The sequence below is a fragment of the Cryobacterium arcticum genome (assembly GCF_003185895.1).
GTDB classification, from domain to species: Bacteria; Actinomycetota; Actinomycetes; order Actinomycetales; family Microbacteriaceae; genus Cryobacterium; species Cryobacterium arcticum.
On the sequence record NZ_QHLY01000013.1, the window covers coordinates 14,309 to 39,134 of the forward strand.

The 24,826-nt window shown below is 69.4% G+C and carries 20 protein-coding genes; 9 read left to right on the forward strand and 11 right to left on the reverse strand.

The features are described 5' to 3' along the window. Positions 1 to 121: 121 nt before the first annotated feature. Complete coding sequence (locus CTB96_RS19550; RefSeq protein ID WP_110128615.1) at positions 122 to 361, reverse strand: DUF3073 domain-containing protein; 240 nt, start codon at positions 359 to 361, stop codon at positions 122 to 124. Positions 362 to 512: 151 nt separating this feature from the next. Here CTB96_RS19550 and CTB96_RS19555 point away from each other — a divergent pair, with 151 nt between their 5' ends. Then, positions 513 to 1,595, forward strand: a complete 1,083-nt coding sequence (locus CTB96_RS19555) for an NAD(P)-binding domain-containing protein (protein WP_110128617.1) — start codon at positions 513 to 515, stop codon at positions 1,593 to 1,595. Between the two features lie 83 nt (positions 1,596 to 1,678). Here the strand turns inward: CTB96_RS19555 and CTB96_RS19560 are convergent, their stop codons facing one another. The 4 genes from CTB96_RS19560 to CTB96_RS19575 form a co-directional block, all read right to left on the reverse strand. Continuing rightward, complete coding sequence (locus tag CTB96_RS19560) at positions 1,679 to 3,835, reverse strand: APC family permease (protein ID WP_181397365.1); 2,157 nt, start codon at positions 3,833 to 3,835, stop codon at positions 1,679 to 1,681. A 202-nt stretch (positions 3,836 to 4,037) separates the two neighbouring features. Continuing rightward, the gene (locus tag CTB96_RS19565) at positions 4,038 to 4,643 is read right to left on the reverse strand and encodes a PadR family transcriptional regulator (protein WP_110128619.1); all 606 of its coding nucleotides are present in this window, start codon (positions 4,641 to 4,643) and stop codon (positions 4,038 to 4,040) included. Then, a complete protein-coding gene (locus tag CTB96_RS19570; protein WP_248283508.1) occupies positions 4,640 to 5,503 on the reverse strand; it encodes a DUF4097 family beta strand repeat-containing protein in 864 nt (287 codons plus the stop codon). Before CTB96_RS19570 ends, CTB96_RS19565 begins: the two co-directional genes overlap by 4 nt. Positions 5,504 to 5,611: 108 nt before the next feature. After that, positions 5,612 to 6,451: a CPBP family intramembrane glutamic endopeptidase gene (locus CTB96_RS19575; protein ID WP_248283509.1), complete on the reverse strand. Its 840-nt coding sequence runs from the start codon at positions 6,449 to 6,451 to the stop codon at positions 5,612 to 5,614. A 71-nt stretch (positions 6,452 to 6,522) separates the two neighbouring features. Between CTB96_RS19575 and CTB96_RS19580 the strand changes: the two genes are divergently transcribed. Together CTB96_RS19580 and CTB96_RS19585 are read left to right on the forward strand one after the other, a co-directional pair. Then, positions 6,523 to 7,761, forward strand: a complete 1,239-nt coding sequence (locus CTB96_RS19580) for a M20/M25/M40 family metallo-hydrolase (RefSeq protein WP_110128621.1) — start codon at positions 6,523 to 6,525, stop codon at positions 7,759 to 7,761. 107 nt (positions 7,762 to 7,868) lie between these two features. Next, on the forward strand, positions 7,869 to 8,624 hold the full coding sequence (locus CTB96_RS19585; protein WP_110128623.1) for a MerR family transcriptional regulator: 756 nt from the start codon (positions 7,869 to 7,871) through the stop codon (positions 8,622 to 8,624). A 135-nt stretch (positions 8,625 to 8,759) separates the two neighbouring features. Here the strand turns inward: CTB96_RS19585 and yczE are convergent, their stop codons facing one another. Further along, entirely contained in the window at positions 8,760 to 9,368 is a 609-nt protein-coding gene (gene yczE, locus CTB96_RS19590; protein ID WP_110128625.1) for a membrane protein YczE, read from the reverse strand. Between the two features lie 63 nt (positions 9,369 to 9,431). On the opposite strand from yczE, the gene yczR reads away from it, so the two are divergent. After that, positions 9,432 to 10,883 (forward strand): MocR-like transcription factor YczR, encoded by a 1,452-nt coding sequence (gene yczR / locus CTB96_RS19595; RefSeq protein ID WP_110128627.1) that lies wholly within the window; start codon positions 9,432 to 9,434, stop codon positions 10,881 to 10,883. A gap of 73 nt (positions 10,884 to 10,956) precedes the next feature. Continuing rightward, on the forward strand, positions 10,957 to 14,184 hold the full coding sequence (locus CTB96_RS19600; RefSeq protein WP_110128629.1) for an efflux RND transporter permease subunit: 3,228 nt from the start codon (positions 10,957 to 10,959) through the stop codon (positions 14,182 to 14,184). A 13-nt stretch (positions 14,185 to 14,197) separates the two neighbouring features. Here the strand turns inward: CTB96_RS19600 and CTB96_RS20645 are convergent, their stop codons facing one another. The 4 genes from CTB96_RS20645 to CTB96_RS19615 all read right to left on the reverse strand — a co-directional run bounded on the left by CTB96_RS20645 (position 14,198) and on the right by CTB96_RS19615 (position 18,594). Further along, the gene (locus tag CTB96_RS20645; protein ID WP_181397366.1) at positions 14,198 to 15,334 is read right to left on the reverse strand and encodes a M23 family metallopeptidase; all 1,137 of its coding nucleotides are present in this window, start codon (positions 15,332 to 15,334) and stop codon (positions 14,198 to 14,200) included. Then, positions 15,246 to 15,902, reverse strand: coding sequence for a hypothetical protein (locus CTB96_RS20650; protein WP_181397367.1), 657 nt, complete (start codon positions 15,900 to 15,902; stop codon positions 15,246 to 15,248). Before CTB96_RS20650 ends, CTB96_RS20645 begins: the two co-directional genes overlap by 89 nt. A gap of 264 nt (positions 15,903 to 16,166) precedes the next feature. Then, complete coding sequence (locus CTB96_RS19610) at positions 16,167 to 17,357, reverse strand: alpha/beta hydrolase (RefSeq protein ID WP_110128633.1); 1,191 nt, start codon at positions 17,355 to 17,357, stop codon at positions 16,167 to 16,169. Between the two features lie 130 nt (positions 17,358 to 17,487). Further along, positions 17,488 to 18,594 carry an FUSC family protein gene (locus CTB96_RS19615; RefSeq protein WP_181397368.1) on the reverse strand — a complete coding sequence of 369 codons (1,107 nt, stop codon included), beginning with the start codon at positions 18,592 to 18,594 and terminating at the stop codon, positions 17,488 to 17,490. Between the two features lie 142 nt (positions 18,595 to 18,736). Between CTB96_RS19615 and CTB96_RS19620 the strand changes: the two genes are divergently transcribed. Continuing rightward, entirely contained in the window at positions 18,737 to 19,498 is a 762-nt protein-coding gene (locus CTB96_RS19620) for an SDR family oxidoreductase (protein ID WP_181397369.1), read from the forward strand. Between the two features lie 257 nt (positions 19,499 to 19,755). Then, entirely contained in the window at positions 19,756 to 21,939 is a 2,184-nt protein-coding gene (locus CTB96_RS19625) for a DEAD/DEAH box helicase (protein WP_110128637.1), read from the forward strand. Positions 21,940 to 22,197: 258 nt separating this feature from the next. Here CTB96_RS19625 and pstS read toward each other — a convergent pair whose 3' ends face one another. Then, positions 22,198 to 23,277 (reverse strand): phosphate ABC transporter substrate-binding protein PstS, encoded by a 1,080-nt coding sequence (pstS, locus tag CTB96_RS19630; protein ID WP_110128639.1) that lies wholly within the window; start codon positions 23,275 to 23,277, stop codon positions 22,198 to 22,200. 99 nt (positions 23,278 to 23,376) lie between these two features. On the opposite strand from pstS, the gene CTB96_RS19635 reads away from it, so the two are divergent. Both CTB96_RS19635 and CTB96_RS19640 read left to right on the forward strand, forming a co-directional pair. After that, positions 23,377 to 23,997, forward strand: coding sequence for a hypothetical protein (locus CTB96_RS19635; protein WP_110128641.1), 621 nt, complete (start codon positions 23,377 to 23,379; stop codon positions 23,995 to 23,997). Between the two features lie 109 nt (positions 23,998 to 24,106). Continuing rightward, positions 24,107 to 24,826, forward strand: a complete 720-nt coding sequence (locus tag CTB96_RS19640; RefSeq protein ID WP_110128643.1) for a YcnI family copper-binding membrane protein — start codon at positions 24,107 to 24,109, stop codon at positions 24,824 to 24,826.

Consider the following 24,826-nt stretch of genomic DNA (forward strand, 5'->3'; position numbering starts at 1 on the left):
GCAACCCGTGCCACGAGCAAGACCGGGCCAGTCATGACGCTGGGAGTTGCCCGAAGGTGCGCTTTACGGCGCGCCGGGCACGCTGAAGAACCCCGAGAGGCAGCGATTCAGGCAGAGTCAGCTACGCGCGCTTCTTCTCGTCCTCGGTGTCGTAGTGGTCGACGTAGTCGTCCGGTTCGTCAGTCGTGGCCTTGTTCGCTTCATACTCCGGCCACTTGGCCAGGTCCTCGTCGAGACGCGGGTCGGTCGCCGGATGCCCGGTGAGCTCGCGTTCGAGCGCGTTGTAGTTGGTGTCCGGGCTGAAATACTTCAGCTCGCGGGCAACCTTGGTGTGCTTTGCTTTTTGACGGCCGCGCCCCATGCGTGACCCCCTAACGATGCCAGGCCGAGTGAGTCATGAGTCACTCGGGAGTTGCCGAACGGAATTGTGAAATCTAGCCGCTAGTTTAGCATGGTGGGCCTTGCGCCCCGATGACGCGGTTCAGGAGCTGAACCGGTGACGAGGAGACAGAGTGAATGCCACGGCCGTGCCGGTGGTCCTCATCGGCGCCGGGCAAGCCGGACTCTCGGTGGCGTACTACCTCAAGCGGTTCGGGCTCACCGCCGGCCGGGACTTCGTCATCTTCGACCGGGGCCAGACCGCGGGCGGCGCGTGGCAGTACCGCTGGGAGTCCCTGCGCCTCGGTGCCGCCCACCGGGTGAACGATCTTCCCGGCCTGTCCGAACTGGGCCTGAGCTTCGAGACGGCCGACCAGAGCCGCCCCGCGCGCGACGTCGTGACCGAGTACTACGCCAGGTACGAGGAACACTTCGAGCTGAACGTGGTGCGCCCGGTGGCGGTGCAGGCGGTCTTCAACCGCCGCGCCGACCTCGTCGTGCAGACCCATTCCCCCGACTACGGTGACCGGGAGACGCTCGCGCGGCTGCTCGTCAACGCCTCCGGCACCTGGGGAGCGCCGTTCGTGCCGCATTACCCGGGCGCCGCCACCTTCACCGGCCGCCAGCTGCACACCAACGGCTTCACGGATGCCGCCGACTTCGCCGGTCAGCGGGTGGTCGTGGTCGGCGGCGGCACCTCAGCCATCGGCTTCATGCTCGAGCTGGAGGGGGTCGCAAAGAGCCTCACCTGGGTGTCCCGCCGCCCGGTGGACTGGGTGCACACCGAACGCCTCGACCTCGAGGGTGCCTCGGCTGCGGTCTCCATGCAGGACGACGCGGCCCGCAGCGGCCGGGCCCTGCCGAGCATCGTCAGCGGCACCGGGGTGCCGGTCAGCCGGCGCATCCAGGCCGGAATCGACCGGGGCACGTTGGTGGCACGGCCGATGTTCGAATCGATCGAACCGACCGGCGTGCGTTGGGCCGACGGTTCCTTCACCGAAGCGGATGCGATTATCTGGGCCACCGGGTTCCGGCCGGAGCTGCGCCACCTGGCGCCGCTCAAGCTGCGCGACAAGGCCGGCGGCCTGATCGTGGGAGCGGGCGCATCCTGGACCGACCCGCGCATCTTCCTGGCCGGATACGGCCCGCAGGCCAGCACCATCGGTGCGCGTCGCAGTGGCCGGGTCATCGCGCGGCAGATCCTCGCCCTGCTCTGACCGAGCCCGCCGCTGGTCGAGCCCAGGCCGTCGCTGGTTGAGCCCAGGCCGTCGCTGGTCGAGCGTGTCGAGACCCGGTGACGCTACTTGCGCTTGCGCCGGTTCGGGTTGACCGGGCGGGACCGCGGCTTCATCGGCGGGCTGGCCGGGCTGGACTTGGGCTTGGTGTCTGGCGTGGTCACCGTGCTCACGCTCGTGGTGTCCGCGGCGACGGGCGCCAGAGGCTTCCGCGGGATCGGGTGCGAGCGCACCGGTTCGCCGCGACGCTCCTGGCCGGGGATCGGCCGGGACCGGCGCCCGTAGATGAGTTCGGAGGAGTCCAGCAGCCACGGCACGAGCGCGATGGTCACACCGTGCACGAGCATCAGCTTCTGCCGCAGTCGGCGCGCCTTGTGGTTGTGCAGCAGGCCTTCCCACCAGTGGCCGACGATGTAGATCGGCGTGTACACCGTGACGACTTCGGAACCGAAGGTCTCGCGGCGGTCCTTGATGTAGCAAATCAGGGGCCAGCTGATGTCGCGGTACGGCGAGGCCACGATGTTCAGCGGCACTTCGATGTTCTGCTTGGCCCAGTCGATGATCAGGTCTTCGGTCTCGGCCTCGTCGATCGAGACGTGCACGGCCTCGAGGCTCACGTGCCGGGCGGCGATCGCGTAGTCCAGGGCCTTGAGCACGGGCTTCTGCATCTTGCCCACGAGCACGATGGCGTGGTCGCCCTGCGAACCGAACGTGGTGACGGGGTCGACCTCGACCTCTTTGGCCACGTCGCGGTAGTACCGGTTCACGCCCAGCATCAGCACGAACAGGATCGGCATCATCAGGAACACGAGCCAGGCGCCGTGGGTGAACTTGGTCACGGTCACTACGATGAGCACCACGCCGGTGAGAAGTGCACCGAAGCCGTTGATCGACAGGCTGCGGATGATCGAGCCCCGGTTGGGCGGGTCGGTCTTGAGCAGGGTGAGCCAATGTTTCACCATGCCGGTCTGGCCGATCGTGAACGACACGAAGACACCGATGATGTAGAGCTGGATCAGCACCGTCAGGTTGGCCTGGTAGACGATCAGGATCAGCACGGCGGCCAGGGCGAGCACCAGCACACCGTTGGAGTAGATCAGGCGGTCGCCGCGAGTGCTCAGCGACTTGGGTGCGTAGGAGTCCCGGGCCAGCACGCTGCCGAGCAGGGGGAAGCCGTTGAATGCCGTGTTGGCGGCCAGCAACAGCACCATGGCGGTCGCGGCCTGCAGCACGAAGAACATCAGCGAGTTGTTGCCGAAGGTGGCGGCCGCGATCTGGGCGATCAGGCTGCGTTGCGGTTGGGTGGCGCAGTCGGCCCAGCCGATCAGGTCACACGGGTTCTCTGCGTAGTGCACCTTCGAGAACAGCGCCAGGGCGGTGAGCCCGACGAACAGCGTGATCGCGATTCCACCCATGAGGGTCAGGGTGATCTGGGCGTTGCGCACCTTGGGGCGTTTGAACGCGGGCACGCCGTTGGCGATGGCTTCAACACCCGTCAGGGCGCTACAGCCACTGGCGAAGGAGCGCAGCAGCAGCAGGATGAACGCCGATTGCGCGAGGTTCTCGGCCTGCACGGTGAAACCCGCCGATTCGGCGATGGGCGCGTCGCCCATGGCGACCCGGCCGAGGCCGATGATGATCATCAGCAGAACGCTGCCGATAAAGAGGTAGGTGGGAATCGCGAAGGCCTTGCTGGACTCCGCCACACCGCGCAGGTTGACCGCGGCGAGAAGGATCACGAACACCACGGCCAGTTCCACTCGGAACGGGGCCAGGCCGGGCAAAGCGGAGATGATGTTGTCCACCCCGCTGGCGACCGAGACCACGACGGTCATCACGTAGTCGACGAGCAGGGCGGATGCGACGACGAGGCCGGCCTTTTCGCCGAGGTTCTTGGAGGCGACTTCGTAGTCACCGCCACCGCTGGGGTAGGCCTTGATCAGCTGACGGTACGAGACCACGACCACGACGAGCAGCAGCACGACGACAGCGGCAACCCAGGGGGCGAAGCTCAAGAAAGCCAGGCCGCCAAGGGTCAGGATCATGAGCAGTTCCTGCGGGGCGTAGGCCACGCTGGAGAGCGGGTCGCTGGCGAAAATCGGGAGCGCAAGGTGCTTTGGAAGCAGCTGCCCGTCCAGGTGTTCGCTGGGGAGCGGTTCGCCGATTATCCACCGTTTAGGTGATCGGCCTTCAGGTGCTGGGGGGTTCCCCTCGGGTGTCACGAGGGACGACACTACTCCGATGGCCCGCACTGTCAAGTTGCCGGGGAATTGGCAGGAACAGCCCGGCGTGTCTCCAGCCGGGTCCGGCTAGGAAAATCGAACTGATCAGGCTGATCGGCGGGCAGTTCCGGCGCGGATTCCGCGCCCGTCCTGCCCGCCGATCATGCGAATTCTCTCAGCAAGCGCCAAGGCGTCGCTCGGCCTAGCGTCCGAGTGACGCGAGAATGCTGGCCCGCACCGCGTCGAGCTGGCGGCGCAGCTCCGGCACGGTGGCCGCCGGCATCGCCGAGCGATACGCCTGCTTGCGCAGATCGGCGCGCAGCTGCTGGCGAAACTCGTTCAGCACCATGTCGGCTTCGCGCAGATCCCGGTTGGAATCGCCGCTGGGGCGGGCATCCGGGGTCGCCTTGGCCGGGTCGGGCCTGGCCTCCCTGGCGGCGGAAGCGAGATCGGCGCGCAGGCTCTTCATCGCCTCGGTGACCCCGGTGCGCACCTCGTCGGCGAGCCGGCGAACTGAGTCCGTGACCTCGTTCTCGATGTCCCGCAGGTCGTCGGCCCTGGCGGCGAGTTCGGCCCGGCCCGCGTCGGTGATCTCGTAGACGGTCTTGCGGTCGCCGGCGGTCTTGGTCACCAGGCCCTCTTCCTCGAGCTTGGCCAGGCGGGGGTAGATGGTGCCGGCGCTCGGGCTGTAGGTGCCGCCGAACCGGTCGCTCAGCGCCTGGATCAGCTCGTAGCCGTGTCGGGGGCGCTCGGCCAGCAGGCTCAGCAGGTACAACCGCAGGCTGCCGTGACCGAAGATCGGAGTCATGAGACCACCCCGTCGCCCGAGGTAGCGGTGTTGCTCGTCGTGCCGGGCGCATCGGCGGTGTGCCGGCGCACCACGGAGATGTTTCCCGACACCGAATTGGCGCGGAGCTCCAGCCACGCGCCGCTGAGGTCGCCGGTGCTGCCGTCGTAGCCCTTGCCCAGCGTGCCGCGGATGGTCTGGTTGTCGAGCTGGAGCGTGCCGGAGACCGTGTTCAGCTTGAACCGGGTGGGCACGTCGGAGCCCAGGCGCACAGTCAGCGCACCGCTCACGAGGTTCGTGGCGATTTCGTCCGGCGTGCCCTCGATGTCGAGGAAGACGGCGCTCGTCACCCCATCCACGCTGAACCGGCGGATGGCCCCGCTCGCGGTGATGTCGCCGGAGACGGTGTGGGCCTGGATGTTGCCGGTGTGGTTGCGTACCGACATCTCGCCGTTCACGCCGTTGAGGTCGAGGTCGCCGGTGACATCGTCGATCACGAGGTCGCCGGAGACGGTGCTGAGTTTGGCGTCATTGCGGAGCCCCGTGACGAGGGCATCCGCCGTGACGACACCGAATTTCATGGCGACGTCCCGGGGAACGGTGACGCTCACCTCGGCTTTCGCGGTGCCGCGGAACGACGAGAAGACGTCGATGAAGTTGTCCCAGCGCAGCTGAGGGTGGTCGATCTCGAGGGCGTCATCTGCGATCGAGATCTTGAGGTCCTTGCCGGTCACGTTGTGTACTTCGATGCGGGCGCCGGGTTCGTCGCTGCCGATCACATCGACCTTTCCGCCGATCAGGCTCACTTTCAGTGAGCGCACCAGCTCCACATCGATGATCTTGGTCTGCCCCGGGGCGACCAACCATTTTTCCTGCGTCATGATTTTCTCCTTCGCGATATATCGCGTCTGTAGAATCTCAAGATATATCGCGTTCCAGTGGCCCGCAAGCCCTTCACGGCAAACCCGCAGCCAGGCGCAATGAGTGGCCTAATAGAGGAAGACGTCAAGCCAGTCGCGGTTGTGCGCGTGCACGAGCACCAGGAAGACCACGAGGTCGAAGAGCAGGTGCACGCAGACCACATAGGTGAGCGACTTGGTCAGCGAGAAGATGTACCCCTGCAACAACGCGAACGGGATCGTGAGCACCGGGCCCCAGCTGCGGTAGCCGAGTTCCCAGAGGAACGAGACGAAAATCACCATCTGCAGCAGGTTTGCCGACCAGAACGAGAAATGCCTTCTGAACAGGGCGAAGACCGTGCAGATGAAGAAGACCTCATCCCAGATGCCCACAAAACCCACGCCGACGAACAGCCGGCCGAGCTCGTCGGGAGCACTGATGCTCGGCCAGTTCTGATACGCCCCCGAGCCGATGAAATAGCTCGGCAGAATGAGGTAGCCGAGCACCAGGACCGCCACCAGATACCAGCGTTCGAGCGTGCTCCAGCGCTGTCCGGTCTTGATCGGAAACCACACCTCCCGGTCGCCGAAGACCCGCCGGGAGATGAGGTACGGCACCGCGACCGCGGCCGACAGCACCACCCCCATCAGTGCCATGTTCGGGTAGCTGATGTCGGCTTCCACCGAGATGGTGCTGACGATCAGCAATCCGATCGCGATCAACAGCAGGTCACGGAACAGGGCCCGGTCCACCAGCACCGCCACCACGAGTGCCGCCGCGAGCACCGCGTAGCCGGGCGCCGGCAACCGCAGGGCGAACAGCAGAACGGCGGATGCCGAGACCAGGGCGGCCGCCACCAGTCGCAGCGGCGCCCATCCTGCGGCCCGGCCCGACCCTGCCGGGGCCGTGACCAGCCTGTCGTCTCCCATCGTCCAAGTCTGGCCGACCCGGACCCGCAGGTAAATGCCCGCCCGGATGTGGGTGGCGGTACGGTCGGTGCATGGTGAACCCCGCAGACCGCCGTGCCGCCGACCGCGCCAGCCGCGGCCTGGACCGAGGCTCCGACCGAACCTCAGACCAGCTCGATCCGGCCGGTGACGGCCACCTGGATCCGGTGGCGCTGGCCGCGCGGCTGATCGGCATCGACTCGGTCAACCCCGACCTCTCGCCCGGGGGCGCCGGTGAGGCCGAGATCGCCGCCTGGTGCGCCCGGTGGCTGACCATCCGCGGTTTCGAGGTGCATCTGCTCGAGGAGCGCGCCGGCCGTCCCTCGGTCGTGGGCATCAAACGCGGCACCGGGGGCGGCCGCTCCCTGATGCTCAACGCCCACCTCGACACCGTCGGGGTCGCCGGCTACGAGGGTGATCCGTTCGCGGCCGAGCGGCATTCCGGCCGGCTGCACGGCCGCGGCGCCTTCGACACCAAGGGCGGGATGGCGGCCGTGCTGGTCGCCGCGGAGCGGGCCACCCTCTCGCCGCTCGCCGGTGACCTGCTCGTGACCCTGGTGGCCGACGAGGAGTTCGGCAGCCTCGGCACGGCGGAGGTCCTCCGTCGGTTCAGCGCCGACGCCGCGATCGTGGTCGAGCCGAGCGAGCTCAGCCTCACCGTGGCCCACCGCGGCTTCGCCTGGTTCGAACTCACCCTGCACGGCCGGGCCGCACACGGGTCGATGCCGGAGCAGGGCGTCGACGCCATCCGGCACGCCGGCCTGGTGTTGCGCGCCCTCGACGAGCTCCACGCCGGGATCGAGCGCAAGCCGGCGCATCCGCTGCTCGGCCACGGCACGGTGCGGGTGTCGATGATCACCGGTGGGGCGGATGCGGCCACCGTCGCGCCCAGCTGCACCCTCACGATCGAGCGGCGCACCCTGCCCGGTGAGACCCCGGATACCGTCGAAGCCGGGCTGCGTGCCCTTCTCGAAAACCTCGCCGCCGAGACCGCCGACTTCGCCTTCGACCTCACCCGGCTGGTGGCCCGCGGGGCGTTCGAGGCCGACCCGGACTGGCCCATCGTGCAGCTGCTCGCCGAACAGGCCGAGCGGGTGCTCGGCCGCCCGGTCGTGCATCGCGGCGAGCCGTTCTGGACCGATGCCGGCCTGGTGCGAGAGGCCGGCATCCCCTGCCTGCTCTTCGGCGTCGACGGGGGAGGAGCGCACGCCCCCACCGAGTGGGCCACCGAGGAGTCGATCCGGCAGGTGGCCGAGATCCTCGAGGACACCATCATCGCGGTCTGCGGCTGACCGCACGCAGCCGGCCCGTTCCGCGCTTGACCTTGACGCTGCGTCAAGATTTAGGGTGGGGATATCGGGCACCCGCCCGGCCGCACCACCGAAGAAGGAACGCCGCCATGGACCACTCGATCCAGGACATCGCCCGGCTCGCCGGAACCACCAGCCGCACCCTGCGCCACTACGGCGCAGAGGGGCTGCTGCCGCCGAGCCGGATCGGGGAGAACGGTTACCGCTACTACGACGAGCGCGCGCTCGTGCGGCTGCAGCGCATCCTGCTGCTGCGCGAACTCGGCCTGGGGCTGCCCGCGATCCGCGAGGTGCTCGACCGTGAGGTCGATGAAACCGCCGCGCTCACGGCCCACCTCGGCTGGCTCGAACAGGAGCAGCGGCGCCTGCAGCGCCAGATCCGGTCGGTGCGCACCACCATCACCGCATTAGAAGGAGAGGAACCTCTCATGGCAGACATCATGTTCGACGGCTTCGACCACACCACGTATAAAGAGGAGGTCGAGCAGCGCTGGGGGGCCGACGCCTACCGCGCCGGCGACAGCTGGTGGCAGAGCAAGAGCCCGGCCGAACAGGCCGACTGGAAGGCGCGCAGCACCGAGCTCGCAACGGCCTGGGTGGATGCCGCCACCCGGCAGGTCGATCCAGCCGGCGAGGAAGCCCAGGCCCTGGCCGCCCGCCACGTCGAGTGGCTGGACGGTGTGCCCGGCATCCCGCGCGAGAACGGCACCCCGGCCGCCGCGTACGTGCGCGGTCTGGGCGAGATGTACCTGGCCGACGACAGGTTCGCCGCGAACTACGGCGGTGCCTCCGGCGCCACCTTCGTGCGCGACGCGCTCACTGCCTACGCCGACCGCCACCTGTAGTTCGTCCCCGAACCGCTCCCGCACCGAGCCGCTCCCGCTCGCGAAAGCGGTCGTGTGGTCACCTCACGCAGCTGAGGTGACCACAGCGCCGCTCTCGCGACCGGCCTCCCGCACGAGAGCGGACCCGTGGTTGCCTCACGCGAGTGAGGTCACCACAGCGGCGCTCTCGCGGGCCGGCCGGGCGAACAGCGGCAGCGTCCAGCCGCAGAGCGGGCCCACCAGCAGGGCGAAGAGCACGGTGCCGACCCCCACATTGCCGCCGAGCAGCCAGCCGACCGCCAGCACGGATCCCTCGATGCCGGTGCGCACCGCCCAGATCGGCCAGCCGGTGCGGGCGTGCAGCCCGGTCATCAGGCCGTCCCGGGGGCCGGGGCCGAGGTCAGCCCCGATGTAGATGCCGGAGGCGACCGCGAGCAGCACCAGACCGGCCGCGAACAACAGCACCCGCAGCCAGAGGTCGAGGTCGGCGGGGATCAGCCAGAGGCCAACATCCGCCGACGGCCCCACCAGCAGCGCGTTGGCCACGGTGCCGACGCCGAGCTTCTGACGCAGCGGAATCCAGAGCAGCAGCACGACACCGCTGATGATCGTTGTGACGAACCCGAACCCGAGGTGCACGTGGCTGTCGATACCCTGCGTCAGCACATCCCACGGGGCCACACCGATACCGCCCCGCACGATCAGGGCGATGCCGATTCCATAGAGGAAGAGGCCAATGAGAAGCTGGGATAGGCGGCGGGTCATAAGAACCAATCCAATTACATCCGAACGCTGTACTCAAGAGGCCAATCTGCCTAGAGTGGCCTCATGTCGCCGAACCAGCTGACCGCCCGCACGCTCGAGTCCCTGCTCGGGGAATGGCGCACCGATGGCAGCGCGTACACCGCCCTGGCCGACCGCATCCGGTTGCTCACCCTCGACGGTCGCATCCCCACCGACAGCCGGCTGCCCGCCGAACGTGACCTCGGCACCCGGCTCGGCCTCAGCCGCACCACCGTCACCGCCGCCTACCGGCAGTTGCGCGACGCCGGCTACCTGCACAGCGTGCAGGGCTCCGGCAGCGTCGCCCGGTTGCCCGGCACCACCCTCGACCCGGATGCGCCCGCCGCGGCCGCCATTCTCGACCTCGGCCAGGCGGTGCTGCCGGCCTGGCCCGGGCTGGCCGAGGTGGCCACCCTCGCCGCGGCCGACCTGCCCAAGCACCTCACCGGTTCCGGCTTCGACCCGCTCGGCATCCCCGAACTGCGCCGCGCTCTCGCCGAGCGCTACCGGGCCAGGGGGCTGCCTACCGAACCGGAGCAGATCATGGTCACCGTCGGCGCCCAGCACGCCATCGCCCTGCTCGCCCGGGTGCTGATCAATCGCGGCGACCGGGTGCTGATCGAAACGCCCACCTATCCGCACGCCTACGAAGCCCTGCGGGCGGCGGGCGGGCGCCTCATGCCCGTCTCGGTCACCGCCGACCTGCCCGGCGCCGACGCCGGCTGGGACGAACCCGCCCTCGTCCAGACCCTCGAGCGCAGCAACCCGGTGCTCGGCTACCTGATGCCGGACTTCCAGAACCCCACCGGCCAGACCATGCCGGTTGAACAACGGGAACGAGTGCTGGCCGCCGCCGCCCGCCAGGGCACCGTGCTGATCAGCGACGAGACCATCGGCGAACTCGACATCGACCGGGCAGGCGAGTTCGGCCCGTTCGCCGCCTCGGCCGACCCGGCCAGACCCGACCTGGCGATCACGGTCGGCTCGGTCGGCAAGACGGTCTGGGGCGGTCTGCGGGTGGGCTGGATCCGCGCCGATGCCGGGCTGATCCGCAAGCTCGCCTCTGCCCGCCTCGCCAACGACCTCGGCACCCCCGTGCTCGAACAACTCATCGTCACCCGGCTGTTGCAGGAGCTGCCGGGCATCCTCGAGTCCCGGCGCACCCTGCTGCGAGCTGGCCGCGACCGGCTGGTCACCGGGCTCGCCGAACGTTTCCCCGAGTGGCAGGTGCCGCAGGTCCACGGCGGTGTGGTGCTCTGGGTCAACCTCGGTCGGCCGGTCAGCTCCCAGCTCTCCCTCGCCGCCAGAGCCCAGGGCCTGCTCCTGCCGGCCGGCCCGCGCTTCGGCATCGATGGCGCATTCGAGCGGTTCCTGCGCATCCCGTTCTGTTACGGACCCAGCGAAATGCCCCGCGCCCTCGACGCTCTCGCAGAGGCCTGGCAGTCGATGCTGCGGCATCCGCTGCCCGACACCGGGTACCTCGCCGACGTGGTGTGAATGTAACCAGACCGTTCCCGGGCCACGCTTACGGAAACGGTGACGGCCGGGCCCCTGATGAGATACTGGGCGGGTGTCTTTTCTCTCGGTCTTGAGCATGAAAAACCGGGCGCTGATCGCGCTCATCACCATCGTCGCGGCGATTTTCGGCAGCCTCGCCCTGACCAGTCTCAAGCAGGAGCTGATCCCGTCACTACAGCTGCCGCAGCTGCTGATCTCGACCAGCTACCCGGGGGCCTCGCCCGAGGTGGTCAACGATGACGTTTCCACGCCCATCGAGACCGCCATTCAGGGCATCGAAGGGCTGGAGTCCACCTCCACCACCAGCAGCACGAACTCGTCGTTGGTCAACGCCACGTTCACCTACGGCACCGATCTGGTCAAGGCCGAGTCCAAGATCAGCCAGGCGATCAACCGCATCAAGACCACTTTGCCCGACGACCTCGACCCGCAGGTGATCAGCGGCAGCATCGACGACTTCCCGGTGCTCTCCCTGGCTGTCTCCGGCGGTGACGCCGACACCGTCGCCGACCAGCTCACCCGCAGCGTGCTCGGCGACATCCGTGACGTCGACGGTGTGCGCGACGCCGCCCTGGTCGGTGATGTCGGCCAGCGGGTCACCATCACGCCGGATGCTGCGGCGCTGGCCGCCCGCGGGCTCAGCTCGGCCGCCATCCGCGACGCCCTGCAGCAGAACGGGTCACTCATCCCGGCGGGCTCGCTCACCGAGGACGACAAGACCCTCTCCGTGCAGGCCGGCACCAAGCTCGGTTCGGCCGACGACATTGCCGCGCTGCCGCTGCTCAGCGCGCCCACCGCCGCTGCGGCCGGAGCGGCTGAGGCCGGGCCGACCACGATCGGCGACGTCGCCGCCGTCGCCGTGGTCGACAACCCCGTCACCAGCATTTCCCGGGTCGACGGCGAACCGGCGCTCACCATCTCGGTCACCAAGGTTCCGGCCGCGAACACCGTCGACGTCTCCACCGCGGTGCGGGCGCTCCTGCCGCAGCTCGAAGACGCGGTACCCGGCACCACCATCACCGTGGTCTTCGACCAGGCCCCGTTCATCCAGGAGTCCATCGACGCCCTCACCCAGGAGGGCATCCTCGGCCTCGTCTTCGCCGTCCTGGTGATCCTGGTCTTCCTGCTGTCGGTGCGCGCCACCCTGGTCACGGCCATCTCGATCCCCACCTCGGTGCTGATCACCTTCATCGGCCTGCAGGCGGTGGGCTATTCGCTCAACATCCTCACCCTCGGTGCGCTCACCATCGCCATCGGCCGGGTCGTCGACGACTCCATCGTGGTGATCGAGAACATCAAGCGGCACCTGGTCTGGGGCGCCGACCGGGCCGACACCATCGTGCGCGCGGTGCGCGAGGTAGCCGGCGCCATCACCGCGTCCACCATCACCACGGTCACGGTATTCCTGCCGATCTCCTTCGTCGGCGGTTCCACCGGCGAGCTCTTCCGCCCGTTCGCCCTCACGGTCACGATCGCGCTGTTGGCGTCGCTGCTCGTCGCTCTCACGATCGTGCCGGTGCTGGCGTACTGGTTCCTCCGTGCGCCGAAGCCCGCCACCGTCACCGATTCACCCGAGGACGAGTCGCCCGTCGCCATCGATCCGGTCACCGCTCCCGCCGCCCTGGCCTCGGTCGCCACCGGCACCGTGACCACCGCGACGGCCGTGCTGCCGCGCAACCGGCACGCCGCCCCCGACGTCGACGGCTTCGACGAACGTGATGCCCGCGAACAGCCCAGCCGGCTGCAGAAGGGATACCTGCCTATCATCCGTTGGACCCTGCGGCACTACGTGTCCACCCTGCTCCTGGCGGCCCTCGTGCTCGTCGGCACCGTGGCGCTGCTGCCGTTCATGAAGGTCAACTTCCTCGGCTCCACCGGCCAATCCACCTTCCAGGTCAGCCAGGAACTGCCGGTGGGCACCAGCCTGGCCGCGCAGGATGCCGCTTCCACCGCCGTCGAAGACCTCGTGCGCGGCGTCGACGGCGTCAGCATCGTGCAGGTCTCCATCGGCGGCGGCAGTGCGTTCGCGGCGTTCGCCGGCGGCGGCTCGTCGTCGAGCACCGTCACCTACTCGGTCACCACCGATGACTCGGCCGACGCCGACGCCGTGCAGGCCGAGGTGCGCGACCAACTCGACGGCCTGGAGAACGCGGGCGAGGTCACGGTGTCTTCCGGCGGAGGTTTCGGTGGCTCCTCCGACATCGAGATCGACATCACCGCGGCCTCGGGCGACGACCTGCAGCAGGCGTCGGATGACATCCTCGCCGCGGTCGGCGACCTCGACGCCGTGAGCCAGGTGAGCAGCAACCTCGCCGCCTCCCGTCCCTATGTGGCCGTCACCATCGACCGCACCCAGGCGGCCGCCGTCGGCCTGAGCGAACTGGCCCTCGGCACCCTGGTGTCGCAGGCCATGCAGCCCAGCACGATCGGCTCGATCGTGATCGACGAGGCCACCCTCTCGGTGTACCTGCAGTCGGCGTCGTCACCGGCCACGACGGCCGACCTGGCCGCCCTGCAGATTCCCACGCTCACCGGGCCGGTGGCGCTCGACACCCTGGCCACGGTGGAACAGGTCGACGGCCCGTCGACGCTGACCACCACCAAGGGACTCCGCACCGCGACGGTCTCGGCCACCCCGGACGGCGACGACCTGGGCACCGCCACCGCTCAGGTGTCGGCGGCCCTGGCCGACACCGGGCTGCCGACCGGCGCCGCGGCGTCGCTCGGCGGCGTCTCGGCCGATCAGACCGAGGCCTTCCAGCAACTCGGTATCGCAATGCTGGTAGCCATCCTGATCGTCTACATCGTCATGGTCGCCACCTTCCGCTCGCTGCTGCAGCCGCTGCTGTTGCTGGTGTCGGTGCCGTTCGCGGCCACCGGCGCGATCGCGCTGCAGGTCATCACCGGCATCCCGCTCGGGGTGGCCTCGCTCATCGGCGTGCTGATGCTGATCGGCATCGTCGTCACGAACGCCATCGTGTTGGTCGACCTGGTCAACCAGTACCGGCGGCGCGGCCAGAGCGTGTTCGATGCCCTGGTGCACGGTGCGTCCCGGCGGCTCCGCCCGATCCTGATGACGGCGCTCGCCACGATCTTCGCGCTGCTGCCCATGGCCGTCGGCCTCACCGGGCACGGCGGGTTCATCTCCCAGCCCCTGGCACTGGTCGTCATCGGCGGCCTGGTGTCGTCCACGGTGCTGACCCTGGTGGTGCTGCCCGTGCTGTACCTCGTGGTCGAGGGCGGGCGGGAAAACCGCCGGTTGCGGCGCGCCTCCCGCTGACCGCAGGCTCGCGTCAGCCGGCGCCGAGATCGATCCCGTGCGCGGCGAAGAACGGCTGGGCGTCCACCGCGGTGCCGTCGACGCGCACCTCGATGTGCAGGTGGCAGCCGGTGGAGGCTCCGGTGCTGCCCACTCCGGCGATCACCTGCCCGGCGGTCACCGCGTCCCCGGGACTGACCAGGGTGGCCCCATCCCGGATGTGCGCGTAGCCGGTGGAGACGCCGTCGCCGTGGTCGATGAGGATCCAGTTGCCGTAGGTGCCCAGCACGCCGGTCTGCACGACGACCCCGGCGCTGGCGGCGTAGACCGGTGAGCCGCAGGCGGCGCCCAGGTCGGTACCGGAATGGAACGGCTGCACCCCGGGCAGGGGCAGGTCGGGTCGGGGGCCGAAGCCGTCGTTGATGATGCCCACAGCTGGGGTGGCCCAGCCCTGACCGCTCAGCCGGGCGCCGAGGAGGCCTGCCAGTTGGCTCGCGGCCCGGGCGGAACGACTGGCGGATGCCTGGGCCGAGTCCGCCAACGCGATCTGGGCGGCCGCGGTGGCAGCGGCGAGGGCCGCGGTGGCCTGGTCGAGGTCGGTCTCTGCGGCGGCAAAGGCCGCCTGCTTGTCGGCGAGTGGAATCGAGGCCACCGCATCCTGGGCAGCGGTGTATTGGGACTGCAGGGAGTTGGAACGGTTCTCGTCGATCTCCACCTGCTCGCGAATATCACCCAGGTTGCCGGTGAGGGTGGCCAGGCGGTCCACGATGCCCATTCGGGCGAGCAAATCGGTGGCTCCCTGGGAGCCGAGCACGGCATCCATTGCCGCGGTATCCGAGCCGTGCTGCACCATGGCCCGCACCAGGGAGGCCAGCGTGCGGCTGGACACCTCGGCCCGTTGTAGGGCAGCTTCGGCGAGAACCCGAACCTCATCGACCCGGGTCGTGGCGGCATCGTGGTCGGCGAGGGTGGCCACCAACTCGAGCCTGGCCGTGTCGTAGGCCGATTGTGCGCCGGCGTGCATGGTTTCGGCTGCGGCCAGGGCGGATGCTGCCCGCGTGGTCGCAAGGGACGGCGCGGCCTCAGCGGGAGTCAGCGCTGCCAGCGGCACCGAGCCCGGCGTGAGGGCAGAGGGCCAGAGCGGGGTGCCGGATGTCGGTGCCCCGGTCACATCGGTCGGGGTCGGTGGGGCTTGCGGCGGCGTAGGGGTGCCGGTCGGTGGGGGAGTCGGCGTCGGCTCCGGCGTGGATGGTGCCGTCGCGGTTGGGGTTGGGGTTGGGGTTGGGGTTGGGGTTAGCGTTGGGGTCGGGTTCGGGGTGCCGGTCGGCCGCGGAGTCGGCGTGGGAGTCGACGTCGGCGGGGCGGATGGCGTGGCGGTGGAGTGCGGCGTGGGTGTTGGGCTGGGCGTGGGCGTGGGCGTGGGCGTGGGCGTGGGCGTCGAGCCCGGCTCGGTGGGATCGGGGGTTGACCCCGGCGTGGCCGCCGGTGGTGGGGAGACCGTCGGGCCCGGGGTGGGCACGGCCGGCGCCGGTGACGACGACGGTGAGGGCTCGGGTGACCGGGCCGGGGGCGCGGACGGCCCGGCAGACGCCGGCGGCTTCTCCGAGGGAGACGATGGGGGAGTCAGAGTCGGAGTCGGAGTCGGGGCCGGCGTCGGTGTCGGTGTCGGTGTCGCGACGGTTGTCGCCGGTGCGAGGAACGGCGGCACCGCGCCGGCGGTGAGCACGATGGCGCCGCACACGAGGAGGCCGATCGTCGCGGTCTGGCGGAGTCGGCGCGCGTGGTCGACGCGCCGCGCGCTTCGACCATTCGACGTCAGTGCCATACCGATTTCGCAATCCCGGTGCAGGAGGGGTGGCCGGTCAACCGGCAAGTGGCGCCAGTATCGCACCGCCCCCCGCAGCCCGCAACGCATCCGTCTGGCGCCGTGGCAGCGTCTCGCCTGGCGGATTGCGCCCGCTTCAGCCGGAGCGATCCGCCATCAGGGGTGCGCGACCGACGGCTCAGCCACCGAGCTGGGCGTGCAGGAACGCGGAGACCTCACCGCGCATGGCCGCATCCAGGATCCCGATGGAGTGCAGGCTGCCCGGCACGGTCACGAGCTGGTTGACGATGCCGAGGTCGTCGAGGTCGGCGGCGTAACCGGAGGACTGGCTCAGCGGAATGAACTCCTCGGTGGACGAGCCGATGAAGACGGGCGGGTCGGAGCGGTCGAGGGAGTTGACCGCCGACGCATCCTTCGCCGGCGGGCACTCCAAGAGGGACGTGCAGTCGAGGTAGTCCAGCACGATCTGTTCCAGCCCGGATGACCCGCCGGCCACGACGACGCCGTCATAGCTGAGGTCGACGGGGCCGCTCAGCTCGGCGACCGCCGCAACCCTGGAGCCCTCGGTGAACGATCCACTGCCGCGTGCGCCCAGCAGGGTGGCGAGGTTGCCGCCGGCCGACCCGCCGAACGCACCGATGCGGTCAGGGTCGATGTTGTAGCTGCCCGCGTTGGCCCGCATCCATTCGACGGCATGGCCGAGGTCCTCGATCGCGGCCGGAAAACTCACCGACGGCACGAGGCGGTAGTTCACCGAGAACGCCACGAATCCCTCGGATGCGAACCACTCGCACACACCGCGCCAATCGCTGTTGCCCTTGTCGCCGCGCGCCCAGCTGCCGCCGTGGATCGAGATCACGGCCGGGCGCAGCACGGTCTCGCCGGGCGTGGGGGTGGATTCCTCCACACCGGCGATGTCGTCGGTGGTTCCCGTCACCGAATCCACTTCCGACCCTGCCGCCGGGTCCGGCTCCGCGGTGGGGTCGACGGACTCCGCGCCGCCTACGCCGGCGACCGCACCGCTCCCGTCCCCGGCCGAGTCCTCGGCGAGCTCGTTCGCCGGGTCGACCACGGTCGGGGGTGAGCAGACGTCGAGGGTGAGCTGGGTGCCGTCGGCCTGGGTGGAGTAGACCACGTCCTCGTCGATCACGGCGGTGCCGGGGGACACGAAGGTGCGGATGCCGACGACTGCGGTGGTGTCCACCTCGCTGGCGGTGCCGCCCACCTGGGCGGGTGCCACCGGGCGCAGGTTCCAGTGGGCGCCGGCCACCAGCGCTGTCGCCACGATGGACATGCCGCCGGCGTAGGCGATGAAGATCACGAGAAAGCGTCGGGAGCCAAGTCCGAAAATGCGGCGACCGGTGCTCACGGATGCTCCTGTATGCGCTGGGTGCGGGTACTCCCGAGAATAGATTGGCCGGCCCCGCGGTGCTAATCGGCGCCAGTGCACCCGCAGGCCGGGCGCGTCGCGCCGGTGCACCCGGGTCAGTCGAGCCGGGTCAGGCGGACGTCGGAGCGTCCCTGGTGATCCCCGGCCGCAGCGCGGCGATCATCCGGGTCAGGTCCAGGGTTGCCGCGCTGGCGGCTAGGATCGCCTCTGCACCGAGGTCGCGCTGGTCGTGGATCGCCTGGTTGAGGGCGGCGATGGCGTCGTCCGCCGCTCTCAGGGTGCCGGGGTCGGCAGTGCCGGTGTCCCACTCCTCCACCACCGCGGCCGTCGCGCGGGCGGCCTCGCTGAGCGGCGGGCGCAGTGCGGCGGGCAGTTCCACCGGCACCGGGGTACCCCAGGCCGCCCCGGCGAGCACATCGGTGAGGTCACGCACATAGAAGGTGACATTCTCCAGCGCCGCGAGGTCGTCGTAGTCATGACTGAGGTCATGCGGGCGGATGCGCTCCCGCGGGTTGATCCTCCGGCTTTCGTCCACCTCGGCCAGAGCGTGCCGCACCGCCGTGGTGGTGCTCAACAGGGTTTGGCCCTGGGCGGACCACTCGCCTTCGGCAGGCGGCCAACTGGCGTCGAGCGCATCCGCCAGATCAGCCAGGTGCCGGCCGAGCGAACCGCGCAGCCTGGAGAGTTCCGTGGCCGCGGCGGTCACGCGCACGGGCGGGGCGACCAGCAGGTTCACCGCGAGGCCGACGACGACGCCGAGGGTCATCTGCGACACGTACCCGATCGAATACCCGTCGGCGTTCGGTCCGCCCACGATCAGCACGAACAGGCCCGCGATCGGCACGTAGTCCCGCCCGGCCCCGAGCTGACGGATGCCACCGAACAGCATGCCGACGCCGACGACGAGCGCCACCGTGAGCACGCTCGGCTCGCTGAAGATGATCACCGCGGCCGCCAACCCGATCCCGATCACCAGCCCGGCCAGGGTCTGGGCCGCGTTCTTCACCGACCCCATCAGGGTCGGGAAGCTGGCCACGATCACGCCCAGAGGCGCGTAATAGGGGTAGTCGTCCGCCACTCCGGGCATGAACGGGGCCAGCTTCCAGGCGATGGCCACCGCGATCGCCGTTTTCGCCGCCAGCAGCAACCGCGGATGCGCGACCGCGGCCTTTGCGAGGCCGCCGGTCGCGCGGAGGGATAATTCGCGTTTGGGCATCGAACGATTCTGCACGATCCCCTCGCCCGCTCCCAATCGTCGAGTCCTGGCTCGAGCGTCCCGACCGCTGACCTCAGCGCACCGTTGGCATACAATCGGCGCATCATCGCAACGTGCGACCTCGTCAGCAAAGGAGCCAGAGGTGAAGATCGCGATCGCGGGCGGAACCGGTACGGTCGGCCGTCACGTCACCGACCTGGTGCGGCAACGCGGGCACGAATCCGTTGTCCTCGCTCGGTCAGCCGGGCACGATCTCACGACGGCGACCGGCCTCGCCGACGCGCTGTCGGGTGTCGACGTCGTCATCGATGTCCTCAACACACCGACCCTGGGCGCCGCGGCGTCCACCCGGTTCTTCGATGCCACCACGGCCGCCCTGCTCGACGCCAGGGTCGTGGCCGGGGTGCGGCACCACGTGGCCCTGTCGATCGTGAACGCCACCAGGGTGGCAGCGGGGTACTACGCCGGAAAGGTTGCGCAGGAATCGAGGGTGCGCGCCGGCACCGTGCCGTGGACGATCCTCCGGGCCACGCAGTTCCACGAGTTCGCCGCCCAGACCCTGGGGCGCGGCTCCCTGAAGGTGGCGGCGCTGGTTCCGGTCATGCGCACCCAGCCCGTCGCGGCGCGCGAGGTGGCCGAGCGCCTCGTCGAGCTCGCCGTGGGCTCGCCCCGGGGTCAGGCCGCGGATCTCGGCGGCCCCAGGGAGGAGCAACTCATCGACATCGTGCGGGCCTATGCCCAGGCCACCCGCACCCGGCGGCCTCTGGTGCAGATCAGGCTGCCGGGCCGGATGGGCGCGGCCATGCGTGCGGGCGCCCTGCTGCCGGCGGCCGGCACCGAGCGCGGCCGGCAGACGTTTGCCCAGTGGCTGGCGAGCGAGGTGCCCGGCGGTTCCGCCGGCTGAAGACCGAGCGTGCCCCAAAGATGTCCGTGACTTTTGGGGCTCGATCAGGTAACGTAGACAAGTCGGCTCTTGACACCGCGTGTTTTATTGTGTGCGCGGATGGGTTTGTAAGTCAGGATGGGCCGGTTTCCCAGTAATCCGCTGGTGAAAAATCACTGTATGTGAACGGCCCCGGCCATAGACTGCCCGGGTTCTCAGGTTGCGTCGCTGTGCGGCGTTGTTCTGCCATGTACCCAATACAACCCAGGAATACTTCTATGCCTACTAGCAAGAAGCCGGCCGTCGGCCGCGCAGCCAAGAACTACGACCCGAGCTACTCCAAGGGCGGCCCCAAGGGCGCACCCAAGGGTGGCAGCAAGAGCCCCGGACACCGCGGCTACCGCGCTGACGAGGGTGCCCCGAAGAAGCAGCGTTGGAACGCCGACGAGCGCGCCGCGCGCTCCGGTGAGCGGTCCTCCTCCGACCGTCCCGCCTACGGCGACCGTCCCGCGTACGGCAACCGCACCGAGCGTCCCGCCACCGGCGGCCGCACCGAGCGCCCCGCCTACAACGACCGCGCTCCGCGCAACGACCGTCCTGCCTACAACAACGACCGTCCCGCCCGCGGCGGCGACCGTCCCTCCTACGGTGACCGTGCCCCGCGCACCGACCGTCCGGCGTACAACAACGACCGCAATGACCGCGGCGGCGACCGTCCTTCTTACGGTGACCGTGCCCAGCGCAGCGAGCGCCCCTCCTACAACAACGACCGTCCCGCCCGCGGCGGCGACCGTCCCTCCTACGGCGACCGTGCCCCGCGCACCGACCGTTCGGCGTACAACAACGACCGTCCGTCCTACGGTGACCGTGCCCCGCGCACCGACCGCCCGGCCTACAACAACGATCGTCCGGCCCGTACCGAGCGTCCGTCCTATGGCGACCGTGCCCCGCGCACCGATCGTCCGGCGTACAACAACGACCGTCCGTCCTACGGTGACCGTGCCCCGCGCACGGACCGTCCCGCGTACAACAACGACCGTCCGGCCCGTACCGAGCGTCCGTCCTACGGCGACCGTGCGCCCCGCACCGACCGTCCGGCCTACAACAACGACCGTCCGGCCCGTGGCGAGCGTCCCGCGTACAACAACGACCGCGCGGCTCGCAACGACCGTTCGAACGATGGCGGACACTCCAGCAACTTCTACCCCGACCGCGACTCCAAGCCCAAGTTCGCCGGCGGCGACGACGTGGTGCTCGAGCGCCTCGAGGCCATCGCCACGACCGCAGCGGATGTTGTCGGCGTGACCTTTGGCGACCTCGGCCTCGGTGGCAACATCGTGCGCGAGCTCGCCCTGCTCGGCGCTCCGTCCCCGTTCCCGATCCAGGCCGCGACCATCCCCGACGTGCTCGCCGGTCGCGACGTGCTCGGCCGTGGCAAGACCGGCTCAGGCAAGACCATCGCCTTCGCCGCTCCCATGATCGAGAAGCTGATGGAGAACAACGGCGCCAAGGACCGCAAGATGGCGCGCAAGCCCCGCGCGCTCATCCTGGCCCCCACCCGTGAGCTGGCCCTGCAGATCGACCGCACCGTGCAGCCCATCGCCCGCAGCGTCGGCCTCTTCACCACCCAGATCTACGGCGGCGTGCCGCAGTACCGTCAGGTCAGCGCCCTCCAGCGCGGCGTGGACATCATCATCGGCACCGCCGGCCGCATCGAAGACCTCGTCGAGCAGGGTCGTCTCGACCTGTCCGAGGTTGTCATCACGGTTCTCGACGAGGCCGACTACATGTGCGACCTGGGCTTCCTCGAGCCGGTTCAGCGCATCCTGCGCCTGACCAAGAAGAACAGCCAGCGTCTGCTGTTCTCGGCCACCCTCGACAAGGGTGTTGCCTCGTTGGTCAAGGAGTTCCTGACCAACCCGGCCGTGCACGAGGTCGCCGGCGAAGACCAGGCCTCCAGCACGATCGACCACAAGGTCCTCCTCATCGAGCACCGCGACAAGGCCTCCATCATCGGCCAGCTCGTCGACCGCCAGGGCAAGACGCTGATCTTCAGCCGCACCCGCGCGTACGCCGAGCAGCTCGCCGACCAGCTCGAAGACGCCGGCGTGAAGGCCACCAGCCTGCACGGCGACCTGAACCAGGCCCGCCGTACCCGCAACCTGCAGATGCTCACCAGCGGACGCGTCAACGTTCTCGTCGCCACCGACGTCGCCGCCCGCGGCATCCACGTCGACGACATCGACCTGGTCATCCAGGCCGACATGCCCGACGAGTACAAGACCTACCTGCACCGCGCCGGCCGCACCGGCCGCGCCGGCAAGTCCGGTACCGTCGTCACGCTGATCCCCAAGCAGCGTCGCCGTCGCATGGAAGACCTGCTCGACCGGGCCGAGATCGAGTCCAGCTTCACCACGGCCACGCCGGGTGACGCATCGATCACGGCGCTCGCGAACCTCTAGCGAGAACCAGTTCCACCCAGCAGGGCATCCGCCGATCCGGCGGGTGCCCTGCCGGCGTTAACCGGCACGGGTTCCGCGGCGAAAACCTAGCTGGCACCGGCCCCGGTGCGGTACGGTTTTCTCGTTCGCGTGACGCTCACAATTCGGGTTTGTGATTTCCCGCGCACGTCAGGATATCTGCGGGGCGTCCGCGCGGTGCTCCGCAGGTATCCGCAGGATACAGCTGCGGCGGGCGCGTTCCGCCTGCCCGGCACCGGCTCAGCGGATGCTGTTGATCGCGTCCTGCACCCGAGCGGAGTAGTCCAGAGACAACGGCGCAGAACCAGCGCCTTCGGCTGCCGCGGCCTGCCCCTCCGGACTGGCGACATAGTTCAGGTAGGCGGTGACCAGTTCGGCCTGGTCGGCATCCGGATACTCCTCGCAGGCGATCAGATAGCTCACCAGCACCAGTGGGTACACCCCGGCTGCCGTCGAGGTACGGTCGACATCGATCACGAGGTCGTTCGGGTTCTCCCGGTCCACCAGCGGAGATTCGTCGATGATCGCGGCCGCGGCCTCGGTGGAGTAGTCCACGAAGTCGTCGCCCACCTTCAGCGACGCCACCGACAGGTCGCCGGCGCGGGACGCATCCGCGTAGCCGATGGTGTTGTAGCCGTTCGCGACGGCGCTCACCACGCCGGAATTGCCCTGAGCGCCCTCGCCTGGGTAGGGGAAGGCGTCGGCCGGGTCGTTCGGCCACGCCTCGGGCACGTTCTGGTGCAGGTAGTCGGCGAAGTTCTTGGTGGTGCCGGAGTCATCGGACCGGTGCACGGCGGAAATCTGCTCGTCGGGAAGGGCGCTGCCGGGGTTGAGCGCCGTGAGGACCGGGTCGTTCCACCGGGTGATCGCGCCCGAGAAGATGCCGGCGATCGCCGCCGGGTCCAGCCGCAGCGAGTCGACGCCGTCGACGTTGAAGACCAGCACCAGCGGTGACACGTAGACCGGCAGGTCGATGGCGGCCGCGCCCGGCGCGCAGCTGCGGAACTCGCCGGTGAGTTCCTCGTCGCTCAACGCCGAATCCGACCCGGCGAAGTCGACCCCGCCGCCGATGAACTGTTCCCGGCCCGCGCCAGAGCCGGTCGGGTCGTAGTTGATCGTCACACTGCCGTTGGCCCGCTGGAACTGCGATACCCAGACGTCCTGGGCGGATGCCTGGGCGGAGGAGCCCGCGCCGTCCAGCGTCCCCGCCAGCGTGCTCGGCGCGTCGCCGGCCTCGTTCGCGGCACAGCCGCAGAGCAGCAGGGCCGCCACCGCCAGTCCTGTGCCGAGGAGGAGCGCCGGGTGCCTGTTTGTAGCCATCACGCTCCCCATTCTGCCGGATCAGTCCTGGGCGCATCGTGGATGGTCCGGCGTCAGGCTCTGCTGATAGATTCGATGCACGCTGTCAGAGGGAGAATCATGACCACACGCTGGGCGCGCTTCGCCCGTGGGTGGATCGTGGCGGGTTTCTCCACCTTCGTGGCCGCGCTCTCGCACACCCTCGGTGGTGGCGCCGTACCCGGCGTGCTCGCCGTGGTCGTGTCACTCGCGTTCGCAGCGATCGTCTCCATCGGCCTGTCCGGCCGCACCCTGTCCACCTGGCGGCTCACCGTGGCGGTCCTGGTGAGCCAGCTGATCTTCCACGGCCTGTTCTCGTTCGGGGGAGCGGGCGGCCGCCTCGCCGGCACGGATGCCATGACCGGCCACGCACACGACGCCGGCTCCGCAGTTCTGCTCCTCCCGGCGGGCGCGGCTCCCGGCGCCATGACCGGCGACCACGGGTCGCTGATGATCCTCGCCCACGTCGTTGCGGCAGTCATCACGGTGCTGGCGCTCCGGTTCGGCGAACGCGCGTTCTGGGGCCTGTTCAGCACGGCGAGGGTCGCCCTGCACGCCCTCGTGAAGGCGCTCACAATCGCTCCCATCGGGCACAGCCCGGCCGCAGCGACCCCCTTCGTCACCCGGATGCCGCCCCGGCGCCGGCTCGCCCTGCTCAGCACCATGCGGCATCGTGGTCCGCCGGTGTGCCTCGTCGCCTGAGAGATCCCTCTCCTCGTTCGATTCACACCGCTTATTACCTGACCGAACCGCTCCCACCTGCCCGCCACCGGGCGACGGTTCTCGTCAGCCACGATCCCAAGGACCCACCATGAAGCTCTCCACGCCCGTCTTCGCCGCCACCACCCTCCTCGGTGCCGGCCTGCTCGCCCTGTCCGCTCCGCTGGCGGCCAGTGCCCACGTCGAGGTCGACCCGTCGTCGACCGCCGCCGGCTCCTACAGCCTGCTCACCTTCTCGGTAGGGCACGGCTGCGAGGGGTCGTCCACCACCGGCATCACCATCGACATCCCGGAGTCGATCACGAGCGTCACCCCCACCGTCAACCCTGGCTGGGACATCGACAAGATCGCTGTCGACCTCGCCACCCCGCTCGACGATGGCGAGGGTGACACCATCACCACTCGGGTCGGCCAGGTCAGCTACACCGCCCAGGCGCCGTTGGTCGACGGGCTGCGCACCACCTTCGTGCTCAGCCTGCAGATCCCGGCCGATGCGGCCGCCGGCGACACCCTCGCCTTCCCGGTGCTGCAAACCTGCGAGGTCGGCGAAACCAACTGGAGCGAGGCCGTCGTCGAGGGTGAAGAGGAACCGGCGCACCCGGCCCCGTCGCTCATTGTCACCGAAGCCACCGCCGAGTCCGGCCACGGCCACGGCAGCACCGACGAGGCCACGGCTGACGACCACGAGGCAGCCGGCGCCAGCACGGCCACGGATGACGTGATCGCCCGGGTGCTCGGCATCGGTGGTCTCGTCGTCGGTGCTGTCGGCCTGGTGGTGGCCATCGCGTCCCGCCGCAAGAACGCGGCCTAG

Coding starts and splice junctions, on each gene's coding strand:
- CTB96_RS19550 (WP_110128615.1), bottom strand. CDS start 361: ATGGGGCGCGGCCGTCAAAAAGCAAAGCACACCAAGGTTGCCCGCGAG.
- CTB96_RS19565 (WP_110128619.1), bottom strand. CDS start 4,643: ATGACTCCGATCTTCGGTCACGGCAGCCTGCGGTTGTACCTGCTGAGC.
- CTB96_RS19570 (WP_248283508.1), bottom strand. CDS start 5,503: ATGACGCAGGAAAAATGGTTGGTCGCCCCGGGGCAGACCAAGATCATC.
- CTB96_RS19575 (WP_248283509.1), bottom strand. CDS start 6,451: ATGGGAGACGACAGGCTGGTCACGGCCCCGGCAGGGTCGGGCCGGGCC.
- CTB96_RS19580 (WP_110128621.1), top strand. CDS start 6,523: ATGGTGAACCCCGCAGACCGCCGTGCCGCCGACCGCGCCAGCCGCGGC.
- CTB96_RS19585 (WP_110128623.1), top strand. CDS start 7,869: ATGGACCACTCGATCCAGGACATCGCCCGGCTCGCCGGAACCACCAGC.
- yczE (WP_110128625.1), bottom strand. CDS start 9,368: ATGACCCGCCGCCTATCCCAGCTTCTCATTGGCCTCTTCCTCTATGGA.
- yczR (WP_110128627.1), top strand. CDS start 9,432: ATGTCGCCGAACCAGCTGACCGCCCGCACGCTCGAGTCCCTGCTCGGG.
- CTB96_RS19615 (WP_181397368.1), bottom strand. CDS start 18,594: ATGCCCAAACGCGAATTATCCCTCCGCGCGACCGGCGGCCTCGCAAAG.
- CTB96_RS19625 (WP_110128637.1), top strand. CDS start 19,756: ATGCCTACTAGCAAGAAGCCGGCCGTCGGCCGCGCAGCCAAGAACTAC.
- pstS (WP_110128639.1), bottom strand. CDS start 23,277: ATGGCTACAAACAGGCACCCGGCGCTCCTCCTCGGCACAGGACTGGCG.
- CTB96_RS19635 (WP_110128641.1), top strand. CDS start 23,377: ATGACCACACGCTGGGCGCGCTTCGCCCGTGGGTGGATCGTGGCGGGT.
- CTB96_RS19640 (WP_110128643.1), top strand. CDS start 24,107: ATGAAGCTCTCCACGCCCGTCTTCGCCGCCACCACCCTCCTCGGTGCC.